Genomic DNA, 23,992 nt, shown 5'->3' with positions numbered 1-23,992 from the left:
AGGCTAGGACTCCCGGGACGATCGGTAGCCGGTTGGGGAGGTGCCGTAGTGGGTGCGGAAGCGGCGGGAGAGGTGGAACTCGTCGGAGAAGCCGATGCGGCGGGCTATTTCCCGGCAGGTCAGGTTGGTTGCTCGTAGCAAGGTTGCTGCTGCCTCGAGGCGGCGGTCGTTGCGGAAGGCGAGGGGGGATCGGCCGAAGCGGTCACGGAAGGCGCGGCGGAAGCGGTCGTACTCGAGGTCTAGTTGGGCTGCGACGTCGCGCATCTCCAGGCGGTGGGGTAGGTCCTCGCTGAGTAGGCGGGCTGCCTGGTCCCAGAGGGCTGTCTCGTCGTCTACGGATGGAGCCAGCGCTCCGGACAGCCAGGTCGCGAGTGCCCAGATCTGCTGCTCGGCGCCCGAACCAGGCGGTGCGCTGCGGAGGAGTAGCGCCAGGTCGGCCTCCCGAACACCTCGCGGCAGCGGCCGGGGACCCGACCAGGTCAGTCGGCCGGTCTGCCGCAACAGGTCGAACGCCGGACCCTCGACGACCGCGAACCATTCGCTCCAGCGCTGGCCTGGGTGCGTGCCGTACCAGTGCTGCTCGCCGGGCAGCACCACCGTCAGCGAAGGTCCGACGATCGGTTCGGTGCGCCGATCGGCGTGCCGGTAGAAGCCGGTACCGGCGGTGACGAGTGAGATGACCGTGCCAGGCAAGGCGTGCAGCGGTCCGGGCACCAGCGGTTCGGCGTCGGACACCTCGCCGGCCAGCAGGACTCTGCCGAACGGCGTCGGCTCCTGGTCCGACATCGTGATCCGCTGGTACCCACCGGCCATGACCGTCAACCTCCGCGCCAGAACGTGCATCGAACAGCCACCGCGGGCATTCCGGCGCCTGCTGGTGGTTTGCCAGAGTGATCATCATGACGCAAACGGAGAACTCGCAACTGGTCAGCGACGAGCAGATGTCCCAGTACGCCGACGAGGGCTACTTCGTCCTGGAGAGCGTGATCGGCCCGGAGGACCTGGAACTGTTGCGCGGTGCCGCGCAGTTCTCCATCGATCGCCTCGACGCCGCCATGGACGCCGCCGGGGTCGACCGGATCGGCATCAACGCCAAGGGCAAGCGGTACTTCAGCAACATGATCTACCAGCAGCGCCCGGAGCTGCGGAGCTTCATCTTCGGACCGATCATGGAGCAGATCTGCCGCCGGGTGCTCGGCGAGAACGCCTACCTGTTCTGGGAGCAGTACGTGATCAAGGCGGGCGATCCCGACACCACGTTCGCCTGGCACCAGGACTCGGGGTACGTCCACGAGAACCACACGCCGTACCTGACCTGCTGGATCGCACTCGACGACGTGACCGAGGAGAACGGGTCGGTCTACCTGCTGCCGTACAGCCGCTCGGGCATCAAGTCCTACATCAAGCACGTGACGATCGAGACCGGTGACCGGGTCTGCTACTTCGGCTCCGATCCCGGGATGCCGGTGATCGTCCCGGCCGGGTCGATCGTCTGCTTCTCGAGCACCGTGATCCACCGCAGCGGGGCGAACCTGACCGACAAGCTGCGCCAGGTGTACCTGCTGCAGTACTCCCCCGAGGTGATCATGAACGCCGACGGTACGGCGCCGCACGGCTCCTTCGAACCGTTCCTGGTCGACGGAACCGTGCAGGCCTGAATGCTCAGGAGCGGGCCGCGGCGAACGGGTTCGGGATCGCATCGAGAAGCAGCCGGGTGTAGTCGTCCTGGGGCGAACGGATCACGTCCAGAGCAGGGCCCTGCTCGACCACCTTGCCCTCGTTGAGTACGACGACCTCGTCGCAGAGCATCCGGGCGCTGAGCAGGTCGTGGGTGATGTAAAGGATCCCGACGTTGCGCTCGTGGACGAGCTTGTCGAACAGTTCGAGCACCTCGGCCCGGATCGACACGTCCAGGCTGGAGATCGGTTCGTCGGCGACGATCAGTTCGGGCTCGACGGCCAGCGCGCGGGCGATCACGACTCGTTGCCGCTGGCCCCCGGACAGTTCGTGCGGATAGCGGTTGACGAACCGTTCTCCCGGCGACAGCGCGACCGTCTCCAGCAGCTCGATCACCCGTTCCCGAAGCTGGGAACCGCGCAGTTGCTGGAAGTTGATCAACGGCCGGGAGAGTGTGGCGCCGAGGGTCTTCGTCGGATTCAGCGCCGAGTACGGGTCCTGGAACACCATCTGGACGCTGCCGCGATAGCTGCGCAGCCGACGGCCGCGCATCCGTGCGACGACCTGGTCACCGTCGGAGCCGTGGAAGGTGATCCGGCCCGTGGTCGGCGCGTCGACTCCGGTGATCATCCGGGCCAGCGTCGACTTGCCGCTGCCGCTCTGCCCGACCAGGGCCGTCACGCCACCACGATGCAGGACGAAGTTCGCCCCGGCCACCGCCTCGGTCCGGACGGCGCGCAGTCCCTGCCGGCGGACGTAGGTCTTGGACACGTCGTCGACGGTGACCAGCGGCAGGCCCCGAGCGGCCTCCGCCGACTCGGCGGCCGACTTCACGAACTGCGGCCCGGCGAAGGTGCGAATCGGCGGGCCGACCTCGATGCCGGACCCATCGGCACCACGCTGAATGGCCGCGACATGACACGCCACCAGCCCCTCGCCAACCTCCGTCCGCGCGGGCTCGACCTCGGTACAGCGGTCGATCCGCTCCGGACACCGCGCGGCGAACGCACACCCGTCAGGACGATGCGCCAGGTCCGGCGGCCGGCCCGGAACGTACGTGATCCGTACGGTTTCCGCGCGAGGGTCGCCGTACGATCCCAGCAATCCCTTGGTGTACGGGTGCAACGGATCGCGGAGCAGTTGCCGGGTCGCCTGCTCCTCGGCGAGCTTCCCGGCGTACATCACCATGGTCCGGTCGGACAGATCGAGAACGGTGCCGAGGTCGTGGCTGATGAAGAGCACCGCGAAGCCGAGCTCTGCCTGCAGCCGCCGGACGTTCTCCAGGATGCTGTGCTGTACGACGACGTCCAGCCCGGTCGTCGGCTCGTCGAGTACGACGAACCTCGGTCCGATCGCCAGCGCGAGGGCCAGGTTGATCCGCTGCCGCATGCCGCCGGACAGCTCGTGCGGGAACGCGGTCATGAACTTCGGGTCGATCAGGACCATGTCGAACAGGGTCCTGATCCGCTCGGTGACCTCACTGCCGCGCAACTGGGTGTGGCACTGGATGACGTCGGCGAACTGCGCCTCGACCCGGGTCACCGGGTTGAGCGCGTTCATGCTGCTCTGGAAGACCGTCGAGATCTCGCGCCAGCGGTACTTGCGTAACTCGTCCTGGCTGAGGTGAGCGATGTCGGTGCCGTCGAAGGTGATGGACCCGCCGCTGATCCGTCCCGGCCGTTGCAGCAACCTGAGTACGGCCATGCCGACCGTCGTCTTGCCGGAACCGGACTCACCGATCAGGCCGACGAACTCACCCTCGTCGATGCTGAAGCTGAGCTGATCGACCGCGTCGACGGCCGGCCGCTGCTTGGGTTCGTAGCGGATCGACAGATCGCGGACGTCGAGGAGCGCCATGTCTCAGTCCTCCCTGAGGTGCGGATTGCTGAGGAGATCGATGCCGAAGTTGATGAAGGCCATCGACGTGATCAGGATCGCCAGCACCAGACCGGGGACGAACACCCAGACGAACAGTCCCTGGGAGATCGCGCCGGCGGCGTCGGCCTGGTAGAGGATCGTCCCCCAGGACACCGAGTCGCTGCTGCCGAGTCCCAGCACCGCGAGCCCGGCCTCCGCGCCGATCGCACCGGTGGCCGCACCGACGAACGCGGCGGCGACCAGCGAGGTCATGTTCGGCAGGATCTCGGAGAAGATGATCCGGAACGTGCCGTCGCCGGAGAACTTCGCCGCCGTGACGAAGTCCCGGTTCCGCAACGTGATGATCTGCGCCCGCTTCGACCGCGCGGCGCCCGCCCAGGACGTGAACGCGATGACCCCGACGATCAACGGGATGCCGCGGGTGTCGGAGTACGCGACCAGCGTGATGATCAACGGCAGCACCGGGATGACCAGCGCGGTGTTGGTGAGGAAGGTCAGTACGTCGTCGACGAACGTACCCTCCGCGTAGCCGGAGACCATTCCGATCACGAGCGCGATCGCGGTCGCCAGCAACCCGCCGAGCAGCCCGACGATCAGCGAGACCCGGCTGCCGTAGATCACCTGGGAGAACACGTCGACACCGGCCACGTTGGTACCGAGCAGGTGCTGCGCCGACGGTCCGGTCAACGGAGTGAACGAACCGTCGGTCGGCCCGTACGGCGCGATCACCGGCGCCAGCAGTGCGACCAGCGTGTAGATCGCCACGACGACGATCCCCACCCGGGCCTTCTTGCTGCTCCACACCACCCGGTACCAGCGGTCGGCGACATCCGGTGCTGTGACTGTTTCTGTGGCCACGGTGCTCATGCGGCTGCCCTCCTGGCTCGCGGGTCGAGGACGCCGTACAGCAGGTCGGCGATCAGATTGGCCACCAACGTCGCGACCGCGGTCAGCAGCATCAGGCCCTGCAACAGCGGATAGTCCTTGATGCCGACCGCTTCGCCCATCAGCCGGCCGAGGCCGGGATAGTCGAACACGGACTCCACCAGGATCGTGCCGCCGAGGATGCCGCCGAGCGCGAGCGCGAACCCCGCGACGCTGGGCAGCAGGGCGTTCCGGGCGGCGTACCGCAGGGCGATCATCCGGTCCGGCAGCCCCTTGGCCCGGGCCAGCCTGATGTAGTCCTCACCGAGGTTCATGATCATCGTGTTCCGCATCCCGAGGATCCATCCGATCGGCGTCACGATCATCAACGTCAGCGCCGGCAGGAACGCGTGCGACAACGCGTCGTACAGGAACGCGCCGTTGAATCCCGGTGTCGACGCCTCGTAGCCGCCGGCCGTCGGGAACCAGCCCAGGCCGTAGCCCAGCCCGTAGATCAGCAGCAACGCGATCCAGAACGGTTGCAGGGTCCCGACGAAGGTGGAGATCACGGTCACCGACGTGTCGAACCGGCTGTTCCGCCGCCACGCGGCGAAGGCGCCCAGCAGGATCCCGATCGCGAACGACAGCAGCTGGACGGCGCCGACCAGGATGACGGTCCACCAGAACGCCTTACCGATCACCTCCGCCACCGAGTACGGGAAGTACGTGTAGGAGATCCCGAGGTCGCCGTGCGCGAGCTGTCCGAGGTAGTCCCAGTACTGGCTGAGCAGCGAGCCGGACGGAGCGCCCAGCAGATCGCGCATCGCCTCCACCTGCGCGCGATTCAGCTGCGCGTTCTTCCCGGCGAGGTTCTGCACCATCATCTCGGCGGGATCCCCCGGCTGCAGCCGGGGGATCAGGAAGTTCAGCGTCACGACCGCCCAGAGGGTGAGGACGAAGAAGCCGATCTTGCGCGCGAAGTACCGCATCCGGCTACTTCGACGGTGCCGCGGTCAGGTGCGTGATCCACACCAGCGGCTGGTCCTGCGGATTCGCGTACGGGTCGTCGGCGGTCGGCCAGCCGACGGCGTGATCGGTGCGGTAGATGGCCCGGGCCGGCGCGTACAGGATCGGCAGCACCGGATAGTCGGTCATCATCGCGTCCACCAGTACGCCGACCTGCTCCTTCGTCGCCGCCTCGTCGGTCGCGGACGCCATCGCCCCGATCGCCTTGTCCACGGCGGGATTCGTGTAGCGCCCGATGTTGCCCTTGATCGTGGTCTTGTCGGGAATCTCCGCGGTCGAGACGGTCGCCCCCATGCCGTGCGCGTAGTCACACCCGGCGCCCATGTAGTTGATCATCAGCTGGAAGTTGCCGGACTTCTTCTGCTGGTCGACGGCCTCCGGCGGCATCTTGCTGACCGTGATGTCCAGCCCGAGTTTGCGGAAGTTGCTGGTGATCTCGTCGGCCATCGCCTCGTAGTCGATCCAGCCGGCCTGCACCGAGAACGTGATCTTGATCGGCGAGCCGTCGGGATTCTGCCGGACGCCGTTCGAACCCTTCCGGTACCCGGCGTCGTCGAGCATCTGGTTGGCCTTGGCCAGGTCGAACGGGATCACCGTGCTGTCGGCGGGATACTTCGACGGCAGCATGTCGTCCTTCTGCGGCAACGGCAGACCGGACTGGCTGGCGACCTTCATCAGGCCGTACGTCGCCTTCTCGGTCGCCCGCTGCTTGTCCATACCGTGCGCCAGCGCCTCCCGGAACTTGACGTCGCTGAACGGCTTCTTGGTCAGGTTCGGCGCGACCACGGTGACGCCGTTCGGCGCGTACCAGACGTGGTTGGTCTTCGGGTCGTCGGCGACGAACGCCTTCTCCGGGTTGGGAATCTCGCCGCTGTAGAAGTCCAGCTCGCCGGCCTTCAGCTTGGCCGCCGCCTGGTTGGCGTTGTCGCTGTAGTGGCCTTCGAGGACGAGCTTCTGGACCTTGATCTTGTCGGCCTGCCAGTAGTCCGGCCGGCGCTCGAGCACCAACTGCCGTCCGTTGTAGGAGGCAACCTTGAACGGACCGGTCGAGATCGGGTTCTTCGAGACGTACTTGGCCGGGTCACCAGCCGGGCCGAACTCCTTCTCCGACACGATCTTCTGGCCGATCAGGTACGGGAACTTGGTGGCGGCCGGGCCCTCGAACTCGAACGTCACCTTGTCGCCGTCGGCCGTCACCGATTTCGCCTTGGGCCCGAAGGTGTTGTTCCAGACACCGGCCAGGTCGATCGGCGGGTACTTCTTGGTCAGGTTGTAGGTGAACGCGACGTCCTTCGCGGTGAAGGGCGAGCCGTCACTCCACTTCACCCCCTGGCGAATCGTGAACACCAGCTTGCTCGGACTCTCCCAGGTGTAGGCCGTCGCGAGCCACGGCTCGACCTTGCAGTCAAGGGAACTCTGCTGCATCAGCGGCTCGTACAGCCAGGTGCGGACCGTCTGCTGGACCGCGAACGGGTTGTAGTTGACCAGACTCCCCATGGCCGCGTCGGACTCGGAACTCAGATTCAGCTCCGGGATCATGCCCGACGCCGCCGTACTCCCCTGCTGCGCTTGCTTCTCACCGGCGACGCGGCTGCCGGCACACGCCGGCAGCGCCAGAACGGCCACCGCCGATACCGCGACTAGGACCCCCCGCCATGACCGCTGCCCCCGTCGGATGCGGAACGAAGTACTTGCCATGACGACACCTCCGTGTGTCAGGTTGCTACCTGGTTTCGGGTGTTGTGTTTCGATTCAGCCCCGGCAACCGCAACTGGCCCTGCGGACCAAGCGCGACGGAAGGACGGTCTCGGGCGCGACGTCCGCGCCGTTGATCAGATCGAGCAGCAGCCGGGTTGCTGTCGCTCCGAGCTCGGCCAGCGGCCGGGCGACTGTGGTGAGCCCGGGGCTCACCAGCGAACTCATCGGGACGTCGTCGACTCCGGTGATCACCAGATCGCCGGGTACCCGCAGGCCGCGTCCCAGGACCGCCATCATCAGGCCGAGGGCGGTTTCGTCGTTGCCGCAGACGGCACCGTCGTACCCGCCGGCCAGCACCTCGTCGGCGGCCTGTACGCCGTGGGTCTGTTCGAGGCCGGTCCGGAACTGTTTCCCCGGCCGGAGCCCGAGTTCCTCGTGGGCGGCCACGAACGCGTCCCAGCGCTCGGTCAGGTCCGGCGAGCCTTCCGGGTTGCCGACGAAGATCAGCTTCCGCAGGCCGTGATCGGCCAGCAGATGACTCACCAGCTGCCGGAACGCCTGATGATCGGTCCGGACGACGACCGGCGCCGGATGCGGATCCGGGCCGATCATGACCACCGGATGCCTGGCGGCCAGTTCCTTGATCACCGTCTTCGGGACGGTGCCGCCGTGGATGGCCATGCCGTCGACGCGGCGGGCGACGTCGAGCAGTTCGTCCGGCGCCTCCCGCCGCAGGTGGGTGCCGATCACATGAACACTCACCTGACGCGGTACGGCGACACTCTCGACGCCGTTGATCAACTCGGCGAAGTACGGCCCGGACAGACCCGGGAAGACCACCGCCAGCGCTCCGTGCCGCCGATTGGCCAGCGCCTCACCGAGGTGGCTGGGCCGGTAACCGTACTGCTCGATCGCGGCCTGGACCTTGGCCCGCGTCTTGGCCGAAACGCTGCCGACGCCGCGGTAGACCCGCGACACGGTGGCCGTGGAAACGCCCGCCAGCTTGGCGATCTCACGCACACTCATGCGGTCGTCAGTCACTGACGGATCTCCTTTCCGGATCGGTAAGGGCTTGCCGGTTTGGGAGTGTAACCGGTTACAATTCCAACCGCCAGAGCTCGTTGCCAGACCCGACCGGAGCGTTACCGCGCCCCATGAAGGAACCTCAGGAGCCTCATGAGCCCAGCAGCCGAGACCGATCCACGCCCGCAGCGGGGCCAGATCACCCTGCGATCGACGCAGATCGAGGTCGCCGGGACGCCCACCCTGCTGCTGTCCGGAGAGGTGCACTACTTCCGGCTGCGCCGCGACGAGTGGGCCGACCGGCTGACCCAGGCCAGGGACGCGGGCCTGGACACCATCGCCAGCTACATCCCCTGGATCTGGCACGAGTTGCCGAACGGGGACCTCGACCTCACCGGGCGCACCAGCCCGGAACGGGACCTGCCGGCCTTCATCGACCTGTGCGACTCTCTCGGCCTGCGGTTTCTCGCCCGGCCCGGTCCGTTCGTGATGGCCGAACTGAAGAACGAGGGCATCCCGGACCGGATCCATCGCGAGTATCCGGACGCCAAGCCGACCGGCTGGGACGGCAGAATCGCCCCGACCGAGGACCTCGACTATCAGCACCCCGGCTTCCGTGCCGAGGCCGAGCGCTGGCTCGATGCCGTCTTCGAGGTACTGGCACCGCGCCAGGCTCCCGACGGCCCGGTCGTCGGCGTACAGCTGGACAACGAGGTCGGCATGCTCGCCTGGGTGTCGAACACGCCACACCTGAACAACGCTGCTGTCCGCGCCGCCGGCGATCCGGCACAGACGCTCGCGTTCCACCAGAAGCTCGGGCTCTGGGCCCGGGACGACTTCGCGGACTACCTGCGGCACCTCGAGTCCTTCACCCGCGACCGGGGCATCGCGGTGCCGTTGCTGATCAATGTGCACGGAACCGGCGGCGGGCGCGGTACGACGTTCCCGATCGGGATCAGCCAGCTGGCCCCGGCGTACCGGGGACGCGACGGACTGCTGGCCGGCTCCGACTACTACCTGGGCGAACTGACCGTCCAGAACGTCGCGGATCTCTATCTGTGCAACGCGATTCTGGCCTGCGTCAACGGCCCCGACCAGCCGGCGTCCTCGCTGGAGTTCGAGATCGGGACCGGTGACTACGGCGACAACCTCGATGCGCTCAGCTCACCGGAGTCCGGCGTACACAAGACGCTGCTGACGCTCGGCCAGGGCAATCGGCTGATCAACTACTACCTGCTGACCGGTGGCCGCAACCCGGTCCTCGAGGGCTCCGGGAACGACGGCATCCCGCGGATCGCCTTCACCGGCGAGCGCCACGGTTTCGCGGCGCCGATCGATCCCGAAGGGCGGCCGACGCCGGCGTTCGACGCCTTGGCGGCCGTGATCAAGGAGATTCGATCGTACGAGCCGATCCTCGCCACCGGGCGGCAACTGACCGACGACATCGGCTTCGGGTTCGTCGCCGATCACTACCTCACCGAGTACGTCCACCCGACGGCCACGGTCCGCCGCGAGCAGGTCGACGACCTCGAGCGCTATCGCGGCTTCGGCGCCCGGGACGCGCTCGGCCGCGCGATCGTGCTGGGCGGCTATCACGTCGACGCCGTCGACCTGCAGGCGCTCGCCGATCCGGAGTCGGCCTGGACGGCCGGTACGACCGCGCCCGAAGCACCGCGGACGATCGTCCTCGGCAGCCCGCGCACGCTGAGCGCGAAGGTCCAGCGGTGGCTCGCCGACCACGTACGCAACGGCGGCAACCTGCTGCTGACCGGGCTGCTGCCGGATCGCGACCACGACGGTACGCCGTGCACGATCCTGGCCGACGCCTTCGGGCTCTCATCGGCCGGTGTCCGCGTCGACCGCCGAGACGAGTCGGGACCGTACTGGCCGACCGTGACCGGCTCTCTCGACGCCGATCTGCGGGTCAGCTCCGCGCAACTGCTTCAGGTGCCCGCCGAGGTCGACGTACTGCTCCGCGAAGTCGGGTCCGGGCTGCCCTGTGCGGTCCAGGCGCAGCTGGGAGCGGGCTCGCTGATCTTCGTCGGCTGCGACTTCCCGGCCGCACATCTCGACAACTGGCACGCGCTGTTCGCGAGGTTCGGCGTACGGCCCCGCGTCGGAATCGACGCCGACCGGACCGGACTGGTGACCGTGCCGGTGACGTCGGAGTACGGCAACCTGCTGATCGCCGTCAACGTGGCGCCGTACCCGATCAGCGCGTCGATCAGCGTCGACGGGCAGCAGGTGCAACCACAGACCACGTTCCCCGCCCGCGGCCACGCGCTGCTGCGGTTTTGAGCCCCCGCCGAAAGGACCCGCAGATATGACTTCCTCGACCCCCGCACCCCAGCAGTTCCTCTGGGGTGCCGCGACCGCCGGTCATCAGATCGAGGGCGGCAACACGAACACCGGCCACTGGGTGCTGGAGCACGCCCCGGATACCTGGGCCAAGGAACCTTCGGGCGATGCGTGCGACTCCTACCACCGGTACGGCGAGGACATCGCCCTGCTGGCGAACGCCGGCTTGAACGCGTACCGGTTCTCGCTGGAGTGGTCCCGCATCGAACCGGCCAAAGGTGAGGTCTCCCGGGCGCAACTCGACCACTACCGGCGCATGATCGACACCTGCCGATCGGCCGGCGTCGAACCGATCGTGACGCTGCAGCACTTCACCGTGCCGCTGTGGCAGCACCAGGAAGGCGGCTGGTACGCCGACGACGCCGTCGACCGGTTCCGGTTCTTCACCGAGACCGCGACCCGGATCCTCGACGACGTCAGCTGGGTGATCACGATCAACGAGCCGAACATGATGGTCAACCAGACCGAGGCGCGGATCGACACCGAGGTCGGGGTGAACTTCCCCGGGCCGTCGCCGCACGCGGCCCGGGTGATTGCCGAGGCGCATCACGCGTCGGTCGAGGTCCTCCGCGGCCTCGGCCATGTGAAGGCCGGCTGGTCGGTCGCGAACCAGGTCTACCAGGCGGTCCCCGGCCACGAGAAGGAGCGCGACGAGTGGGGCTACTGGCGCGAGGACTTCTTCCTCGAGCAGAGCCGCGAGGACGACTTCGTCGGCGTGCAGTCCTACCTGCGGACGATCATCGGACCGGACGGGCCGGTGCCGTTCGCGGACGGCGTCGAACGTACGCTCACCGGCTGGGAGTACTACCCGGAGGCGCTCGGGCAGGCGCTACGCCATACCCGCGAGGTCACCGGCGGCGTACCGATGATGGTCACCGAGAACGGTATGGCCACCGCCGACGACACCCGGCGGATCGACTACACGAGCGGGGCGCTGAGCGGTCTCGCGGAGGCGATCGAGGACGGCTGCGACATCCGCGGCTATCTGCACTGGTCGCTGCTCGACAACTACGAGTGGGGATCGTACGAGCCGACGTTCGGGCTGATCGCCGTCGACCACGAGACCTTCGTCCGGACGCCCAAGCCGAGCCTGGCCTGGCTCGGTGACCTTGCCCGGCGCAACGAACTCCCGCGGGTCCCGGAACGGCCGGAGGCCGCGGCGAACTTCGCCGCAGCCGTGGCCGACTAGACGGTCTGTTGCTCGATCCCGAAGCCTTGGCTTCGGTAGATGTGATCCGACGGCTGCTCGGTGAATCGGGCAGCCGTCGTCAGCACCGGGTGCTCGAAGAACGACTTGCTCGAGGCCGGGAACTCCAACGGGGTCCCGACCTCGAGCCAGTGGCTGACATGCACCATGGCGATCATCGGCCGCGGCCGGTCGGTGCGGTTCGGCATCCCCGCGTGCCACAGCCGTACGTCGCGAATCAGCACGCTGCCGCGCCGGATGACCGGCTGGATCGGCGGCGCGATCGCCCGCCGGGCCTCCAGTGCGTCCAACGGCACCTCGATGTCGCCGCCGACACCGACGGTGAGGTCCCGGTGGGTTCCGAGCCAGATCTCGGTGGCGCCGTTCTCGGCCGAGACGTCGACGGTGGGTACGTTTACCACCAGCTGGGCCGGTGGATGGGCGATCTCCAGGGCCTCGGACGGCCACAGGTGCCCCATGTCGGCATGCACCGGCTGCCGGGTGTCGCTGGGCAGGGACGTGTTCCCGCTGTACATGACGTTGCGCAGCCCCGGCCCGAGGATCGCCGCGGTCACCGCGATCACGTGCTGATTCAGCAGGACGTCCTCGAAGAGGTACGGCTCGAACGGCGGCGGATCCTGCTGGATGTTGCCCGCGGTCCAGTTGTACGGCGCGTCGGGCCGGGCCTGGAGCAGCGCCAGGTCGCTGATCATGCGTTCATGGAGGGCGTCGATGTGGTCGAGGTCGACCACGTCCGACAGCACCACCAGGCCGTCGGTCCGCAGTGCCTCCAGGGCGGCCTGCAGTTTCTCCGGCGCCAGCCCGCCGGCGCCGCGGTCGGCTTCCTCAACGTCGATCGTGATCACGGTGCTCCCGTCTCCGGTGGCCAACAGGTTCAGATGATCACTTTGGCAGCGCGGCCCGCACCGGCGGAATGACCGCCCTGGCAGGCCGATGCACGTTCTGGCACCGGTCTAGATCGTCGGCTTATGATCCACCGACCGGCGACCGAAAGGATCTGTCATCGTGCGTCCCCTCGGAACGGTCTTGGTGTCTGCTGGTCTGCTGCTCGCCGGATGCTCGGGGCCGTCCACCCCGCAGTCCACCGGCACACCGTCAACCAGCCAGCCGTCCGAGCCCTCGTCGCCGTCGCCGTCGCCGTCGGTGGAGCTCAGCCCGTTGGCTGAGCGGTGCGGCGTGGCCGCTCAGCCCGCCGCGACACCACGGGTGATCAAGGTGCGCAACGACGTACAGCTCTACTCGGCCGCTGCGGGCAGCGGAAAGCTCGGCGTAGTGCTCGTCCACGGCTCGGGATCGCGAGGTATCTGCAACTGGGCCAACGAAATCGGCTGGCTCGCCAAGGCCGGCCTGAACGTAGTCGCCTACGACCAGACCTGCATCGGCGCAAGCACCTGCGCCAACGAGGTCCGGCCGATCGAGGACCTCCTCGCGGTCGTAGCCGACCTACGCAAACGCGGAGCCACCCAGGTCGTAGTCGTCGGCGCCTCCGCCGGCGGCTCCATCCCCCTCATCGCCGCAGCCCGCCCCAACTCCGGCATCACCGCCGCCGTCTCCCTCTCCACCGCCGGCCTGACAACACCCCTAGGCACCGCCGACGCCCCCAACGCAAGCGCCACGTCAGTCGCCCGAACCATCAGCCAGCCAGTCCTCTACGTCCTGGCCCGAGACGACACAGCCTCCTCCGTCCCAGAAATCACGTCGATCAGCAAGACCACCCCACGATCCCGCCTCCTGCTCCTCCCCGCAGGCTCCGGCCACGCCCAACAAGCCCTCTACACACCCGACGGCCAGAGCGCGTCCGCGTTCCGCCAGACGTTCCTGACCTTCCTCCGCGCCCCTTCCACCTGAGAAACGACGAAGTGCCTGGTCGATGTTGCTCTGACCAGGCACTTCTCAAGGGGTGGACCTAAATGCCGGATTGGCGGTGTCATCTATGGCTGAGCGTCATCTCCGGTGTCCTCCAGTTCCGGCCTGTGGGATGACACCTCGGGGGTGGTCGGCTGGCTTCGGACCTGACCTCTGACACCAACTGGTGAACCGTCCCGGCTTCGAAGTGCGGTAGCGATCAGTGTTATGGCCAGCAATGCGGTGAATATTGCGCCGACGAGGGCGGCCACGGTGAGTCCGTGAGTGTAGGCAACGGAGGCTGCATCGAGGAGTTCGGCGGCGATGCGGTCAGCAGTATGTCGTGCCGTCGCTATTGCACCGGCGATAGTTTCGAGGGCGTCGGGTCTAGTGCCAGCGGGTGCCGAGCTGGTCATTGTGGTGCGGTAGACGGCGTTGGCGATGGTGCCGAGAGTCGCGATTCCGACTGCAGCGCCGAGCATCGTGGTGGTTTCGGAGATTCCGGATGCGGCTCCGGCGCGTTCGGACGGGGCACTGCTAAGCACAAGGGAGTTAGCGATCGTGGCAGTGAGTCCGACGCCGAAGGTGAGGATGGTGTATCCGGCGAGGAAGACCCACAGTCGTGTCTGCGGGTTGAGCGTGGTGATGACGGTTAGCCCGCTCGTGGCAGACAGTAGTCCGGTGGTCAGGAGAGTGGCCGACGAGAGCCGGCCGGTGAGTGCGGTGGCGGCCGCAGTGCCGGCGAAGGAACCGGCCAATGTCGGCAACGCCCACAGAGCGGACTGCAGAGGCGTGAGTCCGTGCACGTCCTGCATGAACGGGAACGCGAGCACGCCCAGTCCCGACGTCACCAATGCAACGACTGTGTTGGTGGCGACTGCGGCGGAGAAGGTCGGGATGCGGAACAGGGTGAGGTCGATCAGGGGGTGCGATGCGCGGTTCTGCCGTATGACGAACACCGCCGCGGCCACGATGCCCGCTGCGGCAGCGGCGGACGTGGTAACCGTCATGCCGTCGCGTGCGACGTGGGTCGTGGCGAAGACGAGGCTCAGGATCGCGACGAGGGAAGAGGTGGCGCCCAAGAGGTCAAAGCGCGCCCGTGTTGGGTTCTTCCGCTCGGCGATGAGGAATGGAGCCGCGATGAGGAGTACGAACATGACTGGAACATTGACAAGGAACACTGCTCCCCACCAGAAGTGGTTCAGCAGTACGCCACCAAGGATGGGACCTGCCACGGCGCCGCCGGTAAAGGCGACAGTCCACGCTCCCACCGCAGTACGGCGCTGACTCTCGACCTCGAACATTCCGCGGATTAGGGAGAGGGTCGATGGCGCCAGGGTGGCACCACCGATCGCCATCAGTGCGCGAGCGAGGATGAGTAGTTCGGGAGTGGGGGCATAGGCCACTGCGACTGAGACGCCGCCGAAGACGGCTGCCCCGATGAGCAGAATCCGTTTGCGGCCTATGCGATCGCCGAGGCTCCCCATGGTCATCAGCAGGCCAGCCATCACGAAGCTGTAGATGTCCATCGCCCAGAGCCATTGATCTGAGGTGGGGTGAAGTGCTTCGGCGATGGCCGGGCCGGCGACGAACAGCATCGAGGCATCCATTGAGGTCAGTAGCGCCGGGCAGAGCAGCACGAGGAGACCGCACCAGGTGCGCCAGTTTGCACGGGTGTGGTCAGTTCGCATGGCTGTGATCGTACGTACGTACAGATCGAGAGACAATACGTACGTACGTTCAAGTGGTAGCTTGTGACGCATGGGCCAACGCGAGGACCTGCTGGTCGGGGCGAGGAAATGTCTCGTCGAGAAGGGGTATCACCGGACGACTGCGCGGGATATCGCGATGGCGTCCGGTGCCCATCTGGCGTCGATCGGGTATCACTACGGGTCCAAGGACGGCTTGATGAGCGCGGCAGTATTGGAGGCCCAGGGGGAATGGGGCGACGCGATCGACGCGGCTGTGCTCGCCGCGGGCGACGCGAGCCCGGCCCAGCGACTCCAGGTCTGCGTCGACGAACTCATAGCGGCGATGTCCGGCCAACGGGAAATACTCATCGCGAGCGTGCAGGCCTATGCCCAAGCTGCATTCGCCGACGACATCCGCCAATTGCTCACCACCGCCACCGAGGGAGCTCGCAGAGACCTGGCCGCGATGATTCTCGGTCGTCAGCCCGAAGAGATCGACAGCGCAACCGCCCAAGGCCTGGGGGCCGTAGTTCACTCACTCATCGTTGGTCTGTCACTGCAAGCGCTGCTCAGTCCGGAGTCCTTACCGTCCAGCGAGCAGGTTGTCAGTGCTGTGCGGGTCCTCGCGAGCGAGCAGTAGATCCACTGCGCTAGGCAGGCTGCAGGCACTCACCGACCACGAGCGGAGTACGACGTGGCGCGGTCTCGCGCGGATAGCAGAATGCGCATGTCAGGATGTGCTCTGGCCTGCGCGTTCAGGGGTGGACCTGAATGACGGCTGGACGTTTCGTCGGCGTCGGCGTCGGCCTGAGTGCCCTCCGTGCTGCGCGCGGCGGACTGACACCAAACGGCCGGACGGCTGTTCAAGCCTAGGCTCGGGATACTGTCGCTTCGCCACGAAGGTGGTGGGCAAGATCCCTCCATGCTGCTTGTTCGTCCGCCGGTCTGTTGCCGGCGTGCTGCTCCACGAACCACAGCAGGTCAAGGTTGGGCTGCGGGTCGCCCGGCAGGGGTCCCGGTGCCCGTGTGGCAATCACACGCCGCAGCAGCGTCGCGATCTCGTCCGGGGCATCTATGACCGGACTGCAGACCTGCAGTGCTGGTTGGACGTTGGCAACGGCAATGGTAGGAAGTTCATCTGGGCTGAACAGCAGGCCGTTCGCGACACCGACGCGGTAGCTGGTTGGCCAGCGCTCGAGGTCGTTGTCACTGACCGCGGCATCGACCCCCTCGATGCGGACGTTGAAGGTGTGCTGCGCTGCCCGCTGTCCCACTGCGAGTCCAATTGAGCGCGCATGGCGTGGATCGATGTTGGGCAAGTCGGCGCTCTGCAGGCGAGAAGTGAGGTCGCCGGCATAGAAGCTGATCTGGCCGGTGGGATCGCCGACGAGATCGCGGATCAGGGTCTCGGGACGTCCTTGGGCAAAGTAGCCGAGACGCCGGATGGCCCATCGGACCCAGAGGAGTGAGCCGTCCATAGCCAGGTCCAGCATCTCGGCTTGAAGCTCGGGCTGTCGGGCTCGGCCGTGCCCGCCTCCGTAGTTGTTGCGAATAGTGCTCATCGAGACTGCCATTTTGCGCGCCTGCGTCGCGAGATTGCCGAACTGAGTGCCGTTGGCGAGCTCGTGTCCCGGTTGGGCTGCGAGCAGGTCGTGTGCCTGCTTCACCGTCGGGTCGAAGCTGTCGGATCCGCCGGCCGGGGTACCGTTGAGGTCCAGGACCACCTTGGCGATGGCTTCGATGAGGCACTTGAGGTAGCCGATCGCCTGCCCGTCGTCCCGGGCGTCGATCGCACGAGAGAAGCGTTGCAGTTCCAGGTCGATGGCCTCTGTGTGCGCCGTCCCGATGTGTTCGGGCAGCGGGACACGGAAGCGGTCGTAGGGGTCGTCTGTCACATGACCCAGCATCTCAGGCCGACCTGGGTTGTATGCAGGGCTTGAAGTTCATCGCCACCCGGGGCGACGAGACGAGATGGCAACGACCTTCTCGTTCCCCATAGCACCGAGTTGAAGTTCAAGCGCCACGATCACGGAGGCCGCTCCGTCGAGCTGCTGACGCATCGCCGCGTTCTCGGCGTTGCGGTGCTCCAGCAAGGCCTGAAGCTTGTCCGTCTTGGCCTGTTCAGGTGTCCGCCTGCGTGATGGCCCATCGCTGAGCGCGTCGAATAGTCGACGCAGCTGCCACCGCTCCGGATATTCGTCATCCTGCCGAAACGCTCGAGCGACCAAGTCGTGGGACAGGCCGGTGCGGCGTTGCAGTTCGCGCTTGGTGCGGGGAGTTGTGGGCTCATCGTTGAGTGTTTGGATCGCTGCCCGAATCCGCGCCATCGAATCATCGCTGACCTGCTTCGGCTTGGGGCTAGGCACCGAACTCCTCCTGGTTGTAGTGAAGATCTCTGAGCAACTCGACGTAGAACCGCCGCTCGCGCTCGTACTCGGTTCGTAGCTCGGGGTGGATTCGGTCGCCGTCGATGAAGTCTTCCAGGCGGCGTACGTGGGCACTGATGGCGAGTGCGTGGGCAGTGGTCCAGGTCGCGTTGCCACAGTTGTGCGCGATGCACTTGTGGTTGACCAGCTTCGGGCCGTCCGCGCAGGCGCGCGGCGCGTTGAGCCGGTTGTAGACGCAATCGTTCATGAGTCCTAGGTGCAGGTTGTCGCCGAGCTGCTTGACGATTCGGTCGGCCTGGTCTGGGTTGCTGACGACGAGGGCGTTGAACTGGCGGTCGACCTCCTTTCTCAGGGCACCGACTGCTCGCTGCTCTCCTTGGACGATGCGCCGGACCTGCTCGCGTGCGACATTGCGGCGTTCGTCGTTGTAGATGCCGACAGCCACGCGCTGGCCGTCGGTGTAGTAGCCAGATGTCATGCGTAGCGCACAATGTCCGAGCTGGATGCCCAGTCCGAGCTCGGCTGTCGGGTGGGTCGAGGCGTAGACCGCGAACGATCGCCTCAACGTCAGCTGGTTGATCTTGTGGCGACCGGCGGGCACCTTTGACAGTCCGAGGTCTGGGCCGCGACCGGGGCGTTCGGACGGGTCTGCGTTGACGAACTCGATGAGACGGCGGACGTCACGCGTGGGCGGGTACGCGGACAGCTCGGAGGCAGATCGAGCGAAGAGTTTCTCGGGGTTGAGGGTGATTCGGGTGAGCACCTGGACGGCCTTGATGACAGGCGTTGGGGCCCACCAGGAGCGCTCACGCGCGTGGTCGCCGCGCTCTCCCTTGAACTGTTCACCGGTCAGCGCGGGCAGGCCGTCGGTCTGCGTGACGCAATTGCCGGCGAGTGCCTGCAGCTCGCTATCCCGCATGCCTGTCAGGGCCGCGATCAGTACGTAGCAGGCGGCGCGGAGCACTGAAATGAGGTATTCGATCTCCCGGCGGCCCAGCTCGCTCACCCAAGGGACGCGCGTGCCGTCAGGGAGCTCGATCCTGACAGTGGCCTCGGTGACGCCGCCGAAGGAGGTTCGGGCGGGGTCAGTCGCTAGCTCGTCCAGCAGTTCGTCCATCCGCTGGTTGTAGGAGTGGTGGGTTGGATTCAGGATCGAGGGGTTGATCCGGAGCAGAATCGCCAGGAGGAGTTTGTTGGGCCTGCCCCGCGGTCGAGGGGAGCGAGCGAAGCCGGTATGCAGTGGGATCTTTCCGCCGTGCTCGAGGTGCTCCTCGAGGACCCGTTTGGCGCGTTGCCCGTACGGTCCACGGGGCCTTTCCGGCAAGCTGCGAGCGATCTCGTGTGCCCTGATGATGTCGTCGCTGAACCGGTCGATGAACGACCACGCTGCCGCGACAGTCGATGACCACACCTCCCACGGCAGCGGCGCCGTGAGGTTTTCCACCGGTGCCGCGTCGCCGGAGACGTTGATCGTGGTGCGCCCCGGCCACGGGAAGAAGGTGAGGCCGCCTGGGCCGGTCAGTGCCGGTGCTAGCTCGTCGAGAAGGCGCAGGGCTTCGATGTAGGCGCGTTTGCTGGTTGGCTTCACCGGTCTCCCGTGCGGGCGGTGCGTACCGGCTGCGAGCGCGAACAGCAGATCGTCTGCATCTGCCTGGGTGAGGTCGGCCGGCCGTTCGGTGCCGCGCGCTGTCGCCCAGCGCGCGATCGTGGCCAGGTGAAAAGCGGTGTCGGTGATTCCGTTCAGAGCCCTCGTTCGCGCTCGCCAGACGACCCCTGCGTCGACGAGGGCAGGGTGCGTGGGCTGCGCCAGGAAGCCACAGGCCTCTCGGAGCGCCAGCGACCAGGTCGGAGCCAGGTCACCGAACCAGATGCTGCGCTCAGTCATGTTCGATCGGGTAACCAGCGGAGCCACATTCCAGAGGACCTCGCCGAAGCGCGGGCCACTCGGCTCGCCAGGCCAGACCAGCTCATCATCGGCGAAGCAGGCGGACCTCAGGGGCCCGGCATCCTCGTCGAACATGAAGCGTGGTTTGGACATCAGGCTTCACCTCGGGGCTGGTTGAGTAAGCCAGCCGACATCGGGACCTCGTCGACGCCCTGGCGCGCGGCGGCGATGTCGTCGTCGCTGAACGACGGAAGCACGTGCTCGGTCAGGTACTCGTAGAGGTCCCTCCAGGATTCGTTCCAGTCCTCCATACGCGCTGCTTTGTGGGGCGCGAGCCGGTTGACCGTCGCGAGCACGCCGGGCAGGTGGTGGCGCATGATCAGGGCGTTTCCGCAGGTGTAGCAGGTGCCGTCTGCCGTGAATGGGCAGATCTGTCCGGCTGGAGCAAACGGTGACGCCTTGATGTCCTTGCAGGCTGCTGTGGGTGTATCGAGTTCGCCAATCGCGGCCTTCTTGACAAGGTCCGCGTCGAGTCCTGGTGCGGGTTCTCCGGCCGCGATCAGGTCCTCGGCCTCGGGGGTCACGACGGTGGGTCCGTTGACGGCCGCGTTGAACTTGGTGGTGATGGCCTCGACCAGGACGCGACCGGCCTCGGCTCGAAGGATCGGTGAGGTGGCGTAGTGCACGAGGAAGGTCTGGGGTGTGTGGCGGCGGCCGGTACGGAGGTAGCGGGTCGGATTATCGAGCGCCTCGGCGGTGGTGACGGTCTTGCGGATGCGCCTGAACTGTACCGGTGTGCTCAGTTCCAGATCGGGGGCGTACCTGGCGCACCAGTTCTGGAGCAACGCGAGGCCTTTCCAGTTGCATTGGACGACATGACCGGCCGCGTTGCGGGTCAGCCAAAGCTGCTTCATGCCGCTCTCGGCGCGCGGTCCAGCGGTGAGCTCGAGGACGGCTCCGTAGGCCGCGAGTGCGTCGGGATGTCGGCTGGTGTAGCCCACGGTGTAGCTGATGCGAGCGCGGGTCTTGACGTAGTCGACGGCGAGCGCTTCCAGCTTGCTCCCTTGGACAGGTCCTCCGTCGCGGCGCCTGCGGTAGGTCGGCGTGACGTCGTCGGTCGTGAGGCGTCGGATGACTTCGGGCGGCTCGCCGGTGCTGGCTGCCACCAGGATGTGGAGGGCTGCTATGAGGGAGGCGTCCGGCCCGGCGAAGGAACTGGGGTCGACGCGGACTTGTTCGAGTGCAGCCCTGACCATCGCCCCTGCGGTTTCGGCCAGGGCGAGGACTTCTTCAATAGGGAACGGTGGGACGTTGGCTCTGCGGATATGGTGCAGCCGAGACTCGCGCAGGAGCCGCGCGGACACCTCGGGTCGAAGGTAGCCGGGTCGGTCATCGTCGATGCGACGCAGCAGCGCGAACAGGTGAACGACGGCTCGGTAGTGGCGTTCGGCCCGGTCTCGTCGCTGGATGTGCACAAGATGTAGCTCCCAGGCATCCAGCTGCTCACGGCTGAGTTCCGACAGCGATTGCGGTCCGTGGATCGCGTCATCGAAATACCGCAGCAGCGACCGGATCCCGTCCCGCACCGAGCCGAAGCTGCCGGGCAGCTCGGGAGCGACATCAAGCCACGCGTCGGCGAGCTCCGCGGCGAGCGCCGTACAGCGAAAGTCGGCCGGTCTGATGTAGTGGCGCAAGGTTTCGCCGTGAGCCTTCTGGATCCAGACGCGCGGGGCGGCGATGTCGACCGTCGGCTCAGGCAACTGGAACCTCGGTGCTGGTCTCGTGGCCGAGCGCGTTCGCGATGTGCCCGCGCAGCGCGGCGGGTAGCTCTTCGGTGAATCGTTCCGCGGCGTAGAGGTAGACCTGGGTCGTCTCGGGGCTGGCATGGCCGAGAAGTTGCTGGACCGTGATGACGGGGTTGGCGAGCAACTGGTAGGGGTCGGCGCTGCGCTCGCGGCCCTCGCGCATCAACGCGGCGAGCATGCGGACCGCGAAGGTGTGCCGCATGACGTGCGGTGTGACCTTGAGGTGCGCCGGCGGCGTGTCTGGCTGGTTGCCGCTCCGCAACCGGGCGTCGGCGAGGTCGAAGACGTGATCCCAGTGCTCGACGAGAGGGCGGGCATTACGGCCGAGGAAGAGACTGATCGGGTTCAGGGAGCCGTCCGCAGCACGGGTCACCATGGTGGCTCGAGCGCTGCCATCGAGGACCTCGATCGGGATCCACTCGCCGCTGGGACTGGTGCGGATGTGCTGACTGCCGGTGTCGAAGTCCCGTGTCTCGACGAGATCGACCGCGCCAGCGCGCTTCCGGCGTCTCAGGGTGGGCTGTACGGCGGCGACCAGCCGAGCCCGTTCCCCGATCCGGTACAGCTCGATCTGTGTCGCCAACTCCCGGGCGACGTAGACGGTGCGCGGACGCGCCCCCTTGCCGGTGATGACGAACTCGATGACGCCGCCCGGCGGGAAGGCGTGAGGCGGTGGGATCTGCACGTCGAGGAGCGCCGCGCCTTCAGCTCGACGCATGCCTGTGCTGACCAAGGTCAGGCCGTAGCAGTAGTCGCGGTCCGGGTAGCTCGGTGCTCCGGGCAGCAATTGACTGCTGCGGAGGCCGTGCTCGAGGAAGGCGCGCAGTTGGAGCTCGGTCAGGAACTTGGCGTTGCGGTGGTGCGCGACGCGGGAGCGGAGGGTGTCTCGCTGGTTGCGCCCCCACAATGGCCGCGGATCCCGGTCGATCCAGCTGGCGGCGACGGCATAGACAAAGAAGCCGGCGATCGCGGACTCCTCGGTGTTCCACGAGTGGTGCTTCACGGTCGCTTGGCGGTGCTCGCTGTACGCGCGGAGGTCGTCCCTGGTGGTCTCGGTCAGGCAGGTGGTCGGTTCGCCGTAGGCTGCGAGCCAGTCGGCCACCGGAATGTCAGCATGCTCTGCCTGCAGCTCGGCTCGTCGGCGCCGGACGAACCGAAGGCACCGCGCGAGGTGGTACGAGTGCATGTTCGTAATGCTGTCGAGCTTCATGCCGCCGTCCCGGCGGGCTGCCAGCATGTACTCGTTCAGGCGCCGGGTCCCGGTCATCGCCCCATCGTCGTCAAGGTAGACAGGAAGACCGTCTGGGACGCCACGTGCGTCGAGCAGGGACACGACGTCGGAGGGGGCGCTGGTACTCCCTGGCAGATTCAGGCTCAGCACTGCGCGTCGGTCGATACGTGCCCTGAGCACTCGCCCACACCTCCAAAGTCCACCGGCTGATGGTCCGAGGTCCCGGGTGCGGGCAGATACAGCGAGACCTCCCTGCAGATGACACTAGGCAGGGAGGTCTCATTGTGGCGGACCGACACACCCTCGTATGAGGGGTATCTAATCCGGCATGTGGAGGTGGCGGGAATCGAACCCGCGTCCTTCGGCGTCGCTTCAAGGCTTCTCCGGGCGCAGTCTGAATGGCGCTTTTCTCAGCCCCAGCGTTTGTACAGACGTCTCGCTGACAGGCTCAGTCACTGTAAATGTCCCGTACTAACCCCGTGACCGGGCTAGCAAAGCAAGCTCTCTAAATGAGGCCAGGGGCCGGGGCGAGAGCATCCCCGGGCTGACCGCTTCTTTAAGTGCTCAGGCCGTCAGGCGGCGAGAGCGAAGCTACTGCGCTTGGAATTGGCAGTTATTGGTTTCCAGAGATCGTTAACGAGATAACCCTGGATCCTCGGCCCGCTTCCCTTGGAACGTACGTCCAAAGTCGAAACCGTTCACCCCCTGTTGAGTTGTCAAACTCCCACCCGTACCGCGGTGGAAGATCCACACTACCAAGTCCAACAGGCTGCCCGCACCTGACATTCCCTACTTGATCAGGCGCAGGGTGAACGGATAGCGGAACTTGCCGCCTGCCGCCGTGGCCAGGCCGCCGATGCCGGTCAGCAGGAACCAGAGGATCCCGAGGATCGGGAACAGGAACCCCAGGAACCCGTCGGTGATCCCGGTCGCGATCCCCAGCAGCGCGAACGCCCCGAACGCGGTCAGCTGGAAGTTCAGTGCCTCGACGGCGTGCCGGCGTACGGCGGGATTCTTCTGGCCGGAGGTCGCGACGACCAGCGCCGGGCCGACGAACGACGTCGGGTACCCGAGCCAGTGCGCGATCGTGCCCATCCCGCGCCCGTCGCCGCGGTACGTCTGCAGCGGCGCCGGCCGGGTGAAGGCGGCCGGGGCGAACGTCGGGACCGGCCGCGAGACCAGCCCGTCGAACGAGCTGTTCAGCTCCGCCCGGGTGCGAGCCTTCAGGGCCTTCTCGAGCCGGAGGTCGAACTCCATGTGGTCGAGCCGACCGTCGGCGTACATTTCTTTCAGGATCTCGACGGCCCGGTCGCGCTGGGCCGGCGTCACGAGCAGCTCTGATGTGGACATGTTTCCACTCTGCGCGCCGACGGCCGCTCGCCCCATCGGGTTCGCCCCCGAAGCGCCCCTGACCGGA

19 protein-coding genes and 1 other RNA gene are annotated in these 23,992 nt (G+C 66.8%); 5 read left to right on the top strand and 15 right to left on the bottom strand.

Annotated elements, in window-relative coordinates:
• Nucleotides 1-3 precede the first annotated feature (3 nt).
• Nucleotides 4-813 carry an AraC family transcriptional regulator gene (locus E0H92_RS24650; RefSeq protein ID WP_238173574.1) on the bottom strand — a complete coding sequence of 270 codons (810 nt, stop codon included), beginning with the start codon at nucleotides 811-813 and terminating at the stop codon, nucleotides 4-6.
• An 86-nt stretch (nucleotides 814-899) separates the two neighbouring features.
• Between E0H92_RS24650 and E0H92_RS24645 the strand changes: the two genes are divergently transcribed.
• Entirely contained in the window at nucleotides 900-1,658 is a 759-nt protein-coding gene (locus tag E0H92_RS24645) for a phytanoyl-CoA dioxygenase family protein (protein WP_131497858.1), read from the top strand.
• Nucleotides 1,659-1,662: 4 nt separating this feature from the next.
• Here E0H92_RS24645 and E0H92_RS24640 read toward each other — a convergent pair whose 3' ends face one another.
• The 5 genes from E0H92_RS24640 to E0H92_RS24620 all read right to left on the bottom strand — a co-directional run bounded on the left by E0H92_RS24640 (nucleotide 1,663) and on the right by E0H92_RS24620 (nucleotide 8,184).
• Nucleotides 1,663-3,534: a dipeptide ABC transporter ATP-binding protein gene (locus E0H92_RS24640; RefSeq protein WP_131497857.1), complete on the bottom strand. Its 1,872-nt coding sequence runs from the start codon at nucleotides 3,532-3,534 to the stop codon at nucleotides 1,663-1,665.
• A gap of 3 nt (nucleotides 3,535-3,537) precedes the next feature.
• Nucleotides 3,538-4,422 carry an ABC transporter permease gene (locus tag E0H92_RS24635; protein ID WP_131459973.1) on the bottom strand — a complete coding sequence of 295 codons (885 nt, stop codon included), beginning with the start codon at nucleotides 4,420-4,422 and terminating at the stop codon, nucleotides 3,538-3,540.
• Nucleotides 4,419-5,408 carry an ABC transporter permease gene (locus E0H92_RS24630; protein WP_131459974.1) on the bottom strand — a complete coding sequence of 330 codons (990 nt, stop codon included), beginning with the start codon at nucleotides 5,406-5,408 and terminating at the stop codon, nucleotides 4,419-4,421. The genes E0H92_RS24635 and E0H92_RS24630 overlap by 4 nt, the downstream gene beginning before the upstream one ends.
• A 4-nt stretch (nucleotides 5,409-5,412) precedes the next feature.
• Nucleotides 5,413-7,071 carry an ABC transporter substrate-binding protein gene (locus E0H92_RS24625; RefSeq protein ID WP_165549959.1) on the bottom strand — a complete coding sequence of 553 codons (1,659 nt, stop codon included), beginning with the start codon at nucleotides 7,069-7,071 and terminating at the stop codon, nucleotides 5,413-5,415.
• A 126-nt stretch (nucleotides 7,072-7,197) separates the two neighbouring features.
• Nucleotides 7,198-8,184 (bottom strand): LacI family DNA-binding transcriptional regulator, encoded by a 987-nt coding sequence (locus E0H92_RS24620; protein ID WP_202873794.1) that lies wholly within the window; start codon nucleotides 8,182-8,184, stop codon nucleotides 7,198-7,200.
• 135 nt (nucleotides 8,185-8,319) lie between these two features.
• Between E0H92_RS24620 and E0H92_RS24615 the strand changes: the two genes are divergently transcribed.
• Together E0H92_RS24615 and E0H92_RS24610 are read left to right on the top strand one after the other, a co-directional pair.
• Complete coding sequence (locus E0H92_RS24615; RefSeq protein WP_131497855.1) at nucleotides 8,320-10,464, top strand: beta-galactosidase; 2,145 nt, start codon at nucleotides 8,320-8,322, stop codon at nucleotides 10,462-10,464.
• Nucleotides 10,465-10,489: 25 nt separating this feature from the next.
• Entirely contained in the window at nucleotides 10,490-11,713 is a 1,224-nt protein-coding gene (locus E0H92_RS24610; RefSeq protein ID WP_131459977.1) for a glycoside hydrolase family 1 protein, read from the top strand.
• Here E0H92_RS24610 and E0H92_RS24605 read toward each other — a convergent pair.
• A complete protein-coding gene (locus E0H92_RS24605) occupies nucleotides 11,710-12,576 on the bottom strand; it encodes a phytanoyl-CoA dioxygenase family protein (RefSeq protein WP_165549957.1) in 867 nt (288 codons plus the stop codon). The genes E0H92_RS24610 and E0H92_RS24605 overlap by 4 nt on opposite strands.
• Before the next feature lie 160 nt (nucleotides 12,577-12,736).
• Between E0H92_RS24605 and E0H92_RS24600 the strand changes: the two genes are divergently transcribed.
• On the top strand, nucleotides 12,737-13,579 hold the full coding sequence (locus E0H92_RS24600) for an alpha/beta hydrolase (RefSeq protein ID WP_165549955.1): 843 nt from the start codon (nucleotides 12,737-12,739) through the stop codon (nucleotides 13,577-13,579).
• An 83-nt stretch (nucleotides 13,580-13,662) separates the two neighbouring features.
• On the opposite strand, the gene E0H92_RS24595 is transcribed toward E0H92_RS24600, so the two are convergent.
• A complete protein-coding gene (locus E0H92_RS24595; protein WP_131497853.1) occupies nucleotides 13,663-15,267 on the bottom strand; it encodes an MFS transporter in 1,605 nt (534 codons plus the stop codon).
• A gap of 70 nt (nucleotides 15,268-15,337) precedes the next feature.
• On the opposite strand from E0H92_RS24595, the gene E0H92_RS24590 reads away from it, so the two are divergent.
• Nucleotides 15,338-15,907 carry a TetR/AcrR family transcriptional regulator gene (locus tag E0H92_RS24590; protein WP_131497852.1) on the top strand — a complete coding sequence of 190 codons (570 nt, stop codon included), beginning with the start codon at nucleotides 15,338-15,340 and terminating at the stop codon, nucleotides 15,905-15,907.
• A gap of 229 nt (nucleotides 15,908-16,136) precedes the next feature.
• Here the strand turns inward: E0H92_RS24590 and E0H92_RS24585 are convergent, their stop codons facing one another.
• The 7 genes from E0H92_RS24585 to E0H92_RS24555 all read right to left on the bottom strand — a co-directional run bounded on the left by E0H92_RS24585 (nucleotide 16,137) and on the right by E0H92_RS24555 (nucleotide 23,925).
• Entirely contained in the window at nucleotides 16,137-17,162 is a 1,026-nt protein-coding gene (locus tag E0H92_RS24585; RefSeq protein WP_165549953.1) for an abortive infection family protein, read from the bottom strand.
• Between the two features lie 48 nt (nucleotides 17,163-17,210).
• Nucleotides 17,211-17,633, bottom strand: coding sequence for a hypothetical protein (locus E0H92_RS24580; protein ID WP_131497850.1), 423 nt, complete (start codon nucleotides 17,631-17,633; stop codon nucleotides 17,211-17,213).
• The gene (locus E0H92_RS24575) at nucleotides 17,626-19,539 is read right to left on the bottom strand and encodes a hypothetical protein (protein WP_131497849.1); all 1,914 of its coding nucleotides are present in this window, start codon (nucleotides 19,537-19,539) and stop codon (nucleotides 17,626-17,628) included. Before E0H92_RS24575 ends, E0H92_RS24580 begins: the two co-directional genes overlap by 8 nt.
• A gap of 152 nt (nucleotides 19,540-19,691) precedes the next feature.
• The gene (locus tag E0H92_RS24570; protein ID WP_131497848.1) at nucleotides 19,692-21,299 is read right to left on the bottom strand and encodes a hypothetical protein; all 1,608 of its coding nucleotides are present in this window, start codon (nucleotides 21,297-21,299) and stop codon (nucleotides 19,692-19,694) included.
• The gene (locus E0H92_RS24565) at nucleotides 21,292-22,611 is read right to left on the bottom strand and encodes a tyrosine-type recombinase/integrase (RefSeq protein ID WP_131497847.1); all 1,320 of its coding nucleotides are present in this window, start codon (nucleotides 22,609-22,611) and stop codon (nucleotides 21,292-21,294) included. The genes E0H92_RS24570 and E0H92_RS24565 overlap by 8 nt, the downstream gene beginning before the upstream one ends.
• Nucleotides 22,612-22,903: 292 nt before the next feature.
• Nucleotides 22,904-23,281, bottom strand: a transfer-messenger RNA (tmRNA) gene (ssrA, locus tag E0H92_RS24560).
• Nucleotides 23,282-23,364: 83 nt separating this feature from the next.
• A complete protein-coding gene (locus tag E0H92_RS24555) occupies nucleotides 23,365-23,925 on the bottom strand; it encodes a DUF1707 and DUF4870 domain-containing protein (protein ID WP_131287171.1) in 561 nt (186 codons plus the stop codon).
• Nucleotides 23,926-23,992 lie beyond the last annotated feature (67 nt).

This window comes from Kribbella speibonae (assembly GCF_004331375.1).
Taxonomy (GTDB): Bacteria; Actinomycetota; Actinomycetes; order Propionibacteriales; family Kribbellaceae; genus Kribbella; species Kribbella sindirgiensis.
This window is presented reverse-complemented; position numbering and strand designations above follow the sequence as displayed.

Coding starts and splice junctions, on each gene's coding strand:
- E0H92_RS24650 (WP_238173574.1), bottom strand. CDS start 813: ATGGCCGGTGGGTACCAGCGGATCACGATGTCGGACCAGGAGCCGACG.
- E0H92_RS24645 (WP_131497858.1), top strand. CDS start 900: ATGACGCAAACGGAGAACTCGCAACTGGTCAGCGACGAGCAGATGTCC.
- E0H92_RS24640 (WP_131497857.1), bottom strand. CDS start 3,534: ATGGCGCTCCTCGACGTCCGCGATCTGTCGATCCGCTACGAACCCAAG.
- E0H92_RS24635 (WP_131459973.1), bottom strand. CDS start 4,422: ATGAGCACCGTGGCCACAGAAACAGTCACAGCACCGGATGTCGCCGAC.
- E0H92_RS24630 (WP_131459974.1), bottom strand. CDS start 5,408: ATGCGGTACTTCGCGCGCAAGATCGGCTTCTTCGTCCTCACCCTCTGG.
- E0H92_RS24615 (WP_131497855.1), top strand. CDS start 8,320: ATGAGCCCAGCAGCCGAGACCGATCCACGCCCGCAGCGGGGCCAGATC.
- E0H92_RS24610 (WP_131459977.1), top strand. CDS start 10,490: ATGACTTCCTCGACCCCCGCACCCCAGCAGTTCCTCTGGGGTGCCGCG.
- E0H92_RS24595 (WP_131497853.1), bottom strand. CDS start 15,267: ATGCGAACTGACCACACCCGTGCAAACTGGCGCACCTGGTGCGGTCTC.
- E0H92_RS24590 (WP_131497852.1), top strand. CDS start 15,338: ATGGGCCAACGCGAGGACCTGCTGGTCGGGGCGAGGAAATGTCTCGTC.
- E0H92_RS24575 (WP_131497849.1), bottom strand. CDS start 19,539: ATGACTGAGCGCAGCATCTGGTTCGGTGACCTGGCTCCGACCTGGTCG.
- E0H92_RS24565 (WP_131497847.1), bottom strand. CDS start 22,611: ATGACCGGGACCCGGCGCCTGAACGAGTACATGCTGGCAGCCCGCCGG.
- E0H92_RS24555 (WP_131287171.1), bottom strand. CDS start 23,925: ATGTCCACATCAGAGCTGCTCGTGACGCCGGCCCAGCGCGACCGGGCC.